Genomic DNA, 7,633 nt, shown 5'->3' with positions numbered 1-7,633 from the left:
ACTTTTGTCCCAGCCTCCTCAGAAACCATGAGGGTATATTATCTTTTTAAACGTTTAGCACTTTATCCAAGAATTCTTTCAATCGTGGGTGTTGGGGGTTATCGAAAATTTGGTCTGGTTTGCCGTCTTCGAGGAATTCCCCATCTGCTGTAAAAATGACGCGGTTGGCTACTTGGCGGGCAAATCCCATCTCGTGGGTGACGATAATCATGGTCATCCCTTGCTTGGCCAAGTCCTTCATAACGTTCAATACATCTCCAACCATCTCAGGGTCAAGGGCAGAAGTCGGTTCGTCAAAGAGCATAATATCTGGATTCATGGCGAGTCCACGCGCAATGGCCACCCGTTGTTTTTGACCACCGGAAAGGCTGTTTGGATTGGCATCGGCTTTATCTGCGAGACCAACTTTTTCCAATAATTCCATCCCGACTTTTTGAGCTTCTTCGCGAGTCATCAGTTTGTGCTCTACTGGCGCAAACATAATGTTTTCAAGGACGCTCATGTGAGGGAAAAGGTTGAAGTGTTGGAAAACCATCCCGATATTTTCACGGACCAAATCAACATTGGTTTTTGGATCGGTTAGATCATATCCATTTACGGTAATTTGACCTTTTGTCACTTCTTCGAGAAGATTGAGACTCCGAAGGAAGGTCGATTTACCAGAACCGGACGGTCCGATAATACAGACCACATCCCCTTCGTAGAATTTTGCTGAGATTCCTTTTAAGACCTCATTTTCACCATAGTATTTGTGGAGGTCATGGACATCAATTTTTAATTTAGTCATTAGTTAACCTTCTTTTCTAATTTTTTTGCAAATCGTGTTAGCAAGGTGATAATCACGAGGTAGAAAACGGCAAGGATCGCATACATCTTGAAACTTTGGTAGTTTCGAGCAATGATGATCTTACCAGTTTGGAAGAGTTCGACCAATCCGATGGCAGAAACGATCGTCGTATCTTTCAGCGCAATGACGAATTGGTTAACAAAGTTTGGAAGCATGAGTTTAGTTGCTTGAGGCAAGATAATTTTGCGCATTGTCTTGCCATAAGAGATTCCAAGGCTTCGGCTGGCTTCCATTTGTCCAACCGGAACAGCTTGGATCCCCCCACGAACAATTTCTGCGATATAAGCAGCAGCATTGAGGGAGAGGGCGATGGTACCTGCGACAAAGTCGTTGATTGGGGATTGATGACCTGTGACAGATTCAATCAAGTTTGGGATTCCCCAAAAGATGAAGGCAGCAAGGATCATGAGTGGGATTCCACGAATAACATCGACAAAGATTTCTGCTGTCCAGCGGAGCCATTTATAAGGGCTAACACTAAACATCCCAAAGATAACACCGATCACCATAGCAATGGCGAAAGAGAGAAGTGCAAGGGCAAGGGTTACACCCAAACCACTTAACAATTGTTTGTAGTTGTTTTGAAGTAAGCCCCAGATCGTTGTTTCATCTACGGCTGTACTTGAAGTACTTGATTTGCTATCTGACTTAAGATATTTATCGAGAATCTTTTGGTATTGCCCACTTTTCTTCAAGTTCGCAAGACCGTTATTGAACATTTCGATCAATTCAGGATTTTCACCTTTTTTAACGGCAAATGCTAGTTGACCACTTGGAGTTCCTTCGATAGGTGTTTTGAATTTACGTCCTTGTTTAATAGCGTATTTGATAACCGGTTCGTCGTCCATAATCGCAGCGACAGAACCAGAATTTAAGCTGTCATACATAGAAGCCCCATCAGAGAACGTTTTGATCTTGTAACCATATTTCTTTTGGTTTTCTTCAAGGAAGGTCTGCGATGCAGTTCCGTTTTTAACACCGACCGTCTTCCCTTTTAGGTCATCATATGAATCAATCTTGCTATCTTCTTGGACTGCAAGAATAGAGTTGGCTGTGTAGTATGGTTCAGAAAAATCGAAGGTTGATTTCCGAGCATCTGTTACGGTCATCCCTGCGATCATTCCTTGCGCATGGCCGGATTGGACATCACTGACCGCTGCGTCAAATCCAGGATTATTAATCTCGATGGTAAATCCTTGGTCTTTGGAAATAGCCTTGATCAAGTCCATATCGATCCCTGTGTATTTGTTTTTTCCATTTTGGAAGACAAATGGCGCAAAAGATGAGTCACTTGAAATTACATATTTTGATTTTTTAGGAGTTGCTTTTTGACCAGCAGGAGTAGTTGTTTCTGGAACAGCACTGTTACTTGATGATTGACTTTCACCTGTCCATTTCTTGATGATCTTATCAAGTGTTCCATCAGCTTTCATTTGAGCGAGAGCCTTGTTAAATTCAGTGATCAACTTTTCATGATTTCCACCTTTTTTAACACCAAAGGCAAAGCCACCGACTGCTTCCCCGTCCATATTGATCGCTAGGTCCTGACCCTTTTGGATGGCGTATTGAATGACGGGTTGATCATCCATGACTGCATCAACTGCACCAGCTGATAAACTGTTGTACATGAGATCACCAGTATCAAAAGTTGTGATACTGTAGCCGTACTTGTCCTTATTTTTATCAAGGAAGCGTTGGGCTGCAGTTCCGTTTTTGACACCGACTGTCTTCCCTTTTAATTGGCTGTACTTCGTGATTTTATCAGCTTTCGTAGTTGCAATGACAACTTTTGTATCGTAGTAAGTATCAGACATGGTGAAGACTTTTTCACGTTCTGTTGTTTTGGTCATCCCTGCCATGATGGCATCCGCTTGACCAGCTTGAACTGCATTGACCGCTGCATCAAATCCAGGGAAGGATTTATCCAAATCCCAGCCATTGATTTCAGCGACCTTGTCCAAGATCTCTACGTCAATTCCTTTATAGGTTTGATCTGAATCCTTAAATTCAAACGGTGCATATGCTGTGTCGAAAACGACCTTGATCGTCTCAGCATGAGCATGACCAGCAAATGCAACGAATGGAAATAAGAAAAGCAAACATGCTAGTAATTTTTTCTTCATTTCTGTCTCCTTTTAATTCTTTTCTCTTAGGGTATTTGACCCATGAGCACATTGACCAAAGGATGGCCTTAAAAAAACAAATCATTCATACCAAAACGAGTATGAATGGTCTTATGTTTTTCTACAAAAGCTATTATATCAGAAAAGACTTTGCTTTGCAAGAAAAATCGAGTTTTCATGTTAGGTTTTATGACATGAAGTTTCGTGCATTGCTGATCTTTTGGAATTGTTAATGAAGTAAAGCCGAACACATATTGATGAGTTCGGCTTTTCCTATATAATAATGGGAATGATTAGCTTGACTTGTGCACCATTATGAATATTTTCTAAATGCATAGTCCCATTATGAAGTTTCATGACACGTTTCACGAAAGATAAACCAAGTCCAAAGTGACTTTCATGAGAGGGTGTTCTTGCTAGGTCCTCTTTATAGAAAAGATTTCCAGCATGTTGTAAAACACTTTTTGAAAAAGTAGATTGATTATTCCATATGGTTAGAACTAGTCGATTATTTTCTTGTGACATTGTTAGCTGGATCTTTGCATCATTTTCATTTTGATGTTGTATTGCATTATTAATAATATTGGTGATTGCTCGAAAAAATAGATTGGGATGAATTGCAATTTGTGTTGATGGAGTTACTGTATTTGAAAAAACAAAATGTGTATTTCTGGGGAGTAAAGGAGTGATCTGTTCCTTCAATTGATGAGTTACTTGTTTAATTGATATTTTTTCAAGTTGAATATCATGGTCGTAAAAGGTTTTGGAATATTGGATAAAGTGGTTAAAATAATCGTTTAACTGAATACTTGCTTGCTCAAGATCTTTTAGACATTCCATTGTTTGAGGTGTTTGCTCGGTGGATTGTAAGAATTCGGCATTTCCTCTTATGACAGTTAGAGGAGTTCGAAGATCATGCGCAGCGCTAGATACTTGAAACATGAGTTCTTTTTTTTGATCTTTTTCATTTTGAATTCTATTTTTTATATCAGATTGCATTTTTTCTATTAGATCATTTGTTTCAATAAATTCTTTAATCTGCAAATGGTGATGTTCATTTTTTGTGAAATATAGACCACTATGATAAACCATGTTCATTTCTTTTTGAATCTTGGTCAATAATTGTCTAATATTTATTACAATGATAAAAATTAAAATGATGCAAAGATAAATCCAAGAACTGACGCTAAAAAATAAAGCAAAGTGACTGGCATTTTTCTCATTGATTCCAGATACAGAAGATAGAAGAGCTGGAACTATGTAAAAAAGTATCAGACATAGAAGAAATTGCCAAATGATTTTGAGGTAGGTACGTTTAATGAGTTGCTTGATTGTCAATTCTTTTTCCATTTGTATCCTCCTCCCCATACTGTTTTGATGGGGTCAATTTGATGAATCTTAAATTTTTGTCTGATTTGATAGATGTATTCAGTAATGGATCGTAGTTGTGCATCAGAGTCTACAGGATAGAGATAATTGTAAAGTTCTTCTATGCTAAATATTCGGTTCTTATTTTTTGCTAAAAGATAAAGTAAATCAAACTCTCGCTTAGTTAGTGATATTCTCTTTGATTGATAATAAACTTCTTGACGATTTCGATAAAAAGTTATATCTGAATTCATTTCTTCTTTAGAGTCAGGGTGAGATCTTTCTTCTCTACGAAGATGCATTTGAATTCTTGCAATCAATTCTTTAATGCTGAATGGTTTTGTGATGTAATCATCAGCTCCGACTTGTATCCCTTTTAGTATATCTTCTTCAAAATCTTTTGCAGTTAGAAATAAGATTGGAGTAGTAATTTGTGAACGAATGTAACGACAAATTTCTAAACCAGAAATTGGCATCATGACGTCAAGTAAAATTAGATCGAATCCAGTAAAGTCACAGATATTGATCTCCTCTATGTTTTTACGAGTTTCCACGTGAAAGTTGTTTGCTTCTAATGCATTCCCTATTAATCGTAAGATTTTTTCATCATCGTCAATGGCTAAAATTTTATACTTCATAGTTCCTCCAATTATATGAGCATATTATAGCAAATATAGAATGTAATTTGTTGAAAATGAAAAAAATAATTATTCTGAGAATTTCCTGATTTTCTCCTGTTATACTTGCTCAAAGTGAAGGTGGGATTTCACTAAAAGTCAGAAAGGAAAAAGAATGAATGATAACAATTCAAAAGCTACATAAGGAATATAATAATAAAATTGTCCTTCAAAACGTGTCTTTCAAAGCCAAAAAAGGTGAGATTACTGGATTGATTGGACCGAATGGATCCGGAAAATCAACTTTAATCAGAATTTTACTTGGTTTAGAAAATAGTCAAATGGGAATGGCGTTGATCGATGGAAAAAAATACTCTCAATTGGGAGATAATCCTTTTTGTATTGTTGGATCATTCCTAGATAGTTGTCAACCTTATCCAACTAGAACAGGATTTCAGCATCTTCGGTGGATTGGCTTGGCTTGTGGCGTTGACAAAAATAGGTGCAAGGAATGTTTAGAGTTGGTGGGGTTAAGTGAAGCTAAAAATAAAAAAGTAAAAGACTATTCATTAGGAATGAAGCAACGTCTTGGGTTAGCAACAGCCTTATTAGCAAATCCTGACATCTTAATTTTAGATGAACCAATCAATGGACTAGATCCAGAAGGAATACGCTGGGTACGCAATTTTTTGCAGTCTTTTGTCAATGAAGGTAAGACGGTATTAATGACAAGTCATTATATGAGTGAGTTAGAATTAACTGTAGATCATCTAGTTGGTATTTCTAATGGGAAAATTGTTATTGATGCTCCTACAAAAGATATTTTGAAACAGTTTGGATCTTTTGAGGAAGCATATTTTAAGGCGCTCGAAGGGAAAGAAGGTGAATAATATGTTAAAGCGTTCCTTTTTTAGTGACCTTTATAAATATAGTAGTTTACCTGCTTTTAAAATTACTTTTTTTCTTATTTTGGGAGTCAGCATATTTTTTACAATTCAAAATATCCAGGTGATAAATGCCTTAGTAGAAGGAAATGGACAAGCAGTTAACCTTGATCCGTCTATGTTATCATCGAATCCAGTCTATACAGTCAGGGATGCTCTCTTATCTTCACCCTACCAAGCAAGTGTTATTTTCTTGCCAATCTTGGTTTCACTTGTTTATTCAACCCATTACCAATTTGGAGATGATTATTTTAGCCAATTATTGATTCCTAGCTGGAAAGTTCGCCTTACTGGTTTTATTGCAAGTTCGATTGTCTTATCGATACTTTCTACTTTAGTATTTTCTATAGTCAATGCTGTTGTTTTACTCACTTTTCTAGATTCAACTTTAAAGAATTATTTAGAATTGACTTTGTTTTTAGATGTTACGGTAAGAGTTATGATATTTGCAATCGTTCTTACTTTATTAGCTTTACTTTTCGTAATCGTAACGAAAAAATCAATGACTGCATTAATTGCAGACGTTTTATTATTGGTAATCAGTTTATCAGGTATTCTAAGAGGAATTTCCTCTAAATTAGAAAATCTATTGCCTTTGATTGGAGCAAAGTCATTTGCTTTTGGCCGAATTGAAGGGACTCAAACGAGCCAATTGTATGGATTTACACTTTTAGTAGTAGAAGGAATCTTGTTCTTGGTATTCATAATGCTTGTAGAAATGATTCGAATGAGGAGGAAGAATGGCAAGAATATTTTTTAGTCTTATCGTCAAAAAATATAGTTTAAAACCCGTAAAGTACCAGATAGCTATACAGTCACTTTTGATAAGTTTTGTGTGTCTCTTAGGTGTTTTACCAGTTTCAATCAATGATACTGTTGTACAATTATCTATAAAGCAAGCTCTTGTTTTTGCATCAATGCTATCTGTTAGTATTGGGTGTGTTAATGCATTTGTTGAGTTACAATCACACGAAACAAAACTAGTTTATTTGGTAAGTGGAAAAAGGATCTTAAGCTCAATTCGGATCCTGTTCGTAGAGTTATGTGATGTACTACTCCAATCAACCTTAAATTTCATTGTACTGCTTATATGGTTTCATTTTTTTAGTAGCAAAAATGGTGTCAGTTTAGAAATTTTCAGTTTCTATTTGATTGGCTCCATCCAATACTTTTTGATTTCTTACTTCTTAAGTTATTTTTTCAAAAGTCCAATGGGTAGTTTAGCTATTTTGCTACTATTTCCTATTTTAGTACAACCATTCATAGAAAGAGTAATGGAACCAGTGACTAGTTATCTATTTTATAATATTATTGCGGAAACAATATTAGGGAGAGTTTCCTCTTTGCAACTCTGTACGTACGTTATTGGACTTGTATGCTCACTTGGAGCAACTCTCTACCTCTTGGTAAGGAATCAAGAAGTTAAGTAGTAAATAAAAATGATACTGATAAGCAAACTTTTCTAATTTTGCGAGAGTGGGACAGAAATNNNNCAACCACTGCGTCTTGCTCGACAATCCAAAAATAATTAAGAGGCTATGACTTTTGTCCCAGCCTCTTGTTACGTATTGCATGGTTTTAGAATAAAAGACAAGACTTTCGAAGTAATTGCGAGAGTCTTGTTTAGTTTTTATGCTAATGCGTGTCCAATTAATCATACTTAAATTCTGTCATGTACCGATTTAATGGATCATTTTGTAACATGGTGTTTTTACTCTTCATTCCTCATCTCAG

Annotated in this window: 7 protein-coding genes; 3 read left to right on the top strand and 4 right to left on the bottom strand. The window is 36.3% G+C overall.

The window, feature by feature from the left end; genetic code table 11:
• Window positions 1–46: 46 nt before the first annotated feature.
• The 4 genes from BTU61_RS09780 to BTU61_RS09765 form a co-directional block, all read right to left on the bottom strand.
• Window positions 47–787, bottom strand: coding sequence for an amino acid ABC transporter ATP-binding protein (locus tag BTU61_RS09780; RefSeq protein WP_200773367.1), 741 nt, complete (start codon window positions 785–787; stop codon window positions 47–49).
• The gene (locus BTU61_RS09775) at window positions 787–2,970 is read right to left on the bottom strand and encodes an amino acid ABC transporter substrate-binding protein/permease (RefSeq protein ID WP_200773366.1); all 2,184 of its coding nucleotides are present in this window, start codon (window positions 2,968–2,970) and stop codon (window positions 787–789) included. The genes BTU61_RS09780 and BTU61_RS09775 overlap by 1 nt, the downstream gene beginning before the upstream one ends.
• A 273-nt stretch (window positions 2,971–3,243) precedes the next feature.
• Complete coding sequence (locus BTU61_RS09770; RefSeq protein ID WP_200773365.1) at window positions 3,244–4,320, bottom strand: sensor histidine kinase; 1,077 nt, start codon at window positions 4,318–4,320, stop codon at window positions 3,244–3,246.
• Window positions 4,305–4,976 (bottom strand): response regulator transcription factor, encoded by a 672-nt coding sequence (locus tag BTU61_RS09765; RefSeq protein WP_200773364.1) that lies wholly within the window; start codon window positions 4,974–4,976, stop codon window positions 4,305–4,307. The genes BTU61_RS09770 and BTU61_RS09765 overlap by 16 nt, the downstream gene beginning before the upstream one ends.
• Window positions 4,977–5,134: 158 nt before the next feature.
• Between BTU61_RS09765 and BTU61_RS09760 the strand changes: the two genes are divergently transcribed.
• From BTU61_RS09760 to BTU61_RS09750, 3 genes are read left to right on the top strand one after another with little or no spacing between them, the layout of a single operon-like run.
• On the top strand, window positions 5,135–5,845 hold the full coding sequence (locus BTU61_RS09760; RefSeq protein WP_200773363.1) for an ABC transporter ATP-binding protein: 711 nt from the start codon (window positions 5,135–5,137) through the stop codon (window positions 5,843–5,845).
• 1 nt (window position 5,846) lies between these two features.
• The gene (locus BTU61_RS09755) at window positions 5,847–6,659 is read left to right on the top strand and encodes a hypothetical protein (RefSeq protein ID WP_200773362.1); all 813 of its coding nucleotides are present in this window, start codon (window positions 5,847–5,849) and stop codon (window positions 6,657–6,659) included.
• Window positions 6,640–7,329, top strand: a complete 690-nt coding sequence (locus BTU61_RS09750) for a hypothetical protein (protein ID WP_200773361.1) — start codon at window positions 6,640–6,642, stop codon at window positions 7,327–7,329. The genes BTU61_RS09755 and BTU61_RS09750 overlap by 20 nt, the downstream gene beginning before the upstream one ends.
• Window positions 7,330–7,633 lie beyond the last annotated feature (304 nt).

The sequence above is a fragment of the Streptococcus lactarius genome (assembly GCF_016642265.1).
Classification (GTDB): domain Bacteria; phylum Bacillota; class Bacilli; order Lactobacillales; family Streptococcaceae; genus Streptococcus; species Streptococcus lactarius.
This window is presented reverse-complemented; position numbering and strand designations above follow the sequence as displayed.

Excerpts from the sequence above, each read along its gene's own strand:
- BTU61_RS09775 (WP_200773366.1), bottom strand. The coding sequence starts at position 2,970 with ATGAAGAAAAAATTACTAGCATGTTTGCTTTTCTTATTTCCATTCGTT.
- BTU61_RS09765 (WP_200773364.1), bottom strand. The coding sequence starts at position 4,976 with ATGAAGTATAAAATTTTAGCCATTGACGATGATGAAAAAATCTTACGA.
- BTU61_RS09750 (WP_200773361.1), top strand. The coding sequence starts at position 6,640 with ATGGCAAGAATATTTTTTAGTCTTATCGTCAAAAAATATAGTTTAAAA.
- BTU61_RS09780 (WP_200773367.1), bottom strand. The coding sequence starts at position 787 with ATGACTAAATTAAAAATTGATGTCCATGACCTCCACAAATACTATGGT.
- BTU61_RS09770 (WP_200773365.1), bottom strand. The coding sequence starts at position 4,320 with ATGGAAAAAGAATTGACAATCAAGCAACTCATTAAACGTACCTACCTC.
- BTU61_RS09755 (WP_200773362.1), top strand. The coding sequence starts at position 5,847 with ATGTTAAAGCGTTCCTTTTTTAGTGACCTTTATAAATATAGTAGTTTA.
- BTU61_RS09760 (WP_200773363.1), top strand. The coding sequence starts at position 5,135 with ATGATAACAATTCAAAAGCTACATAAGGAATATAATAATAAAATTGTC.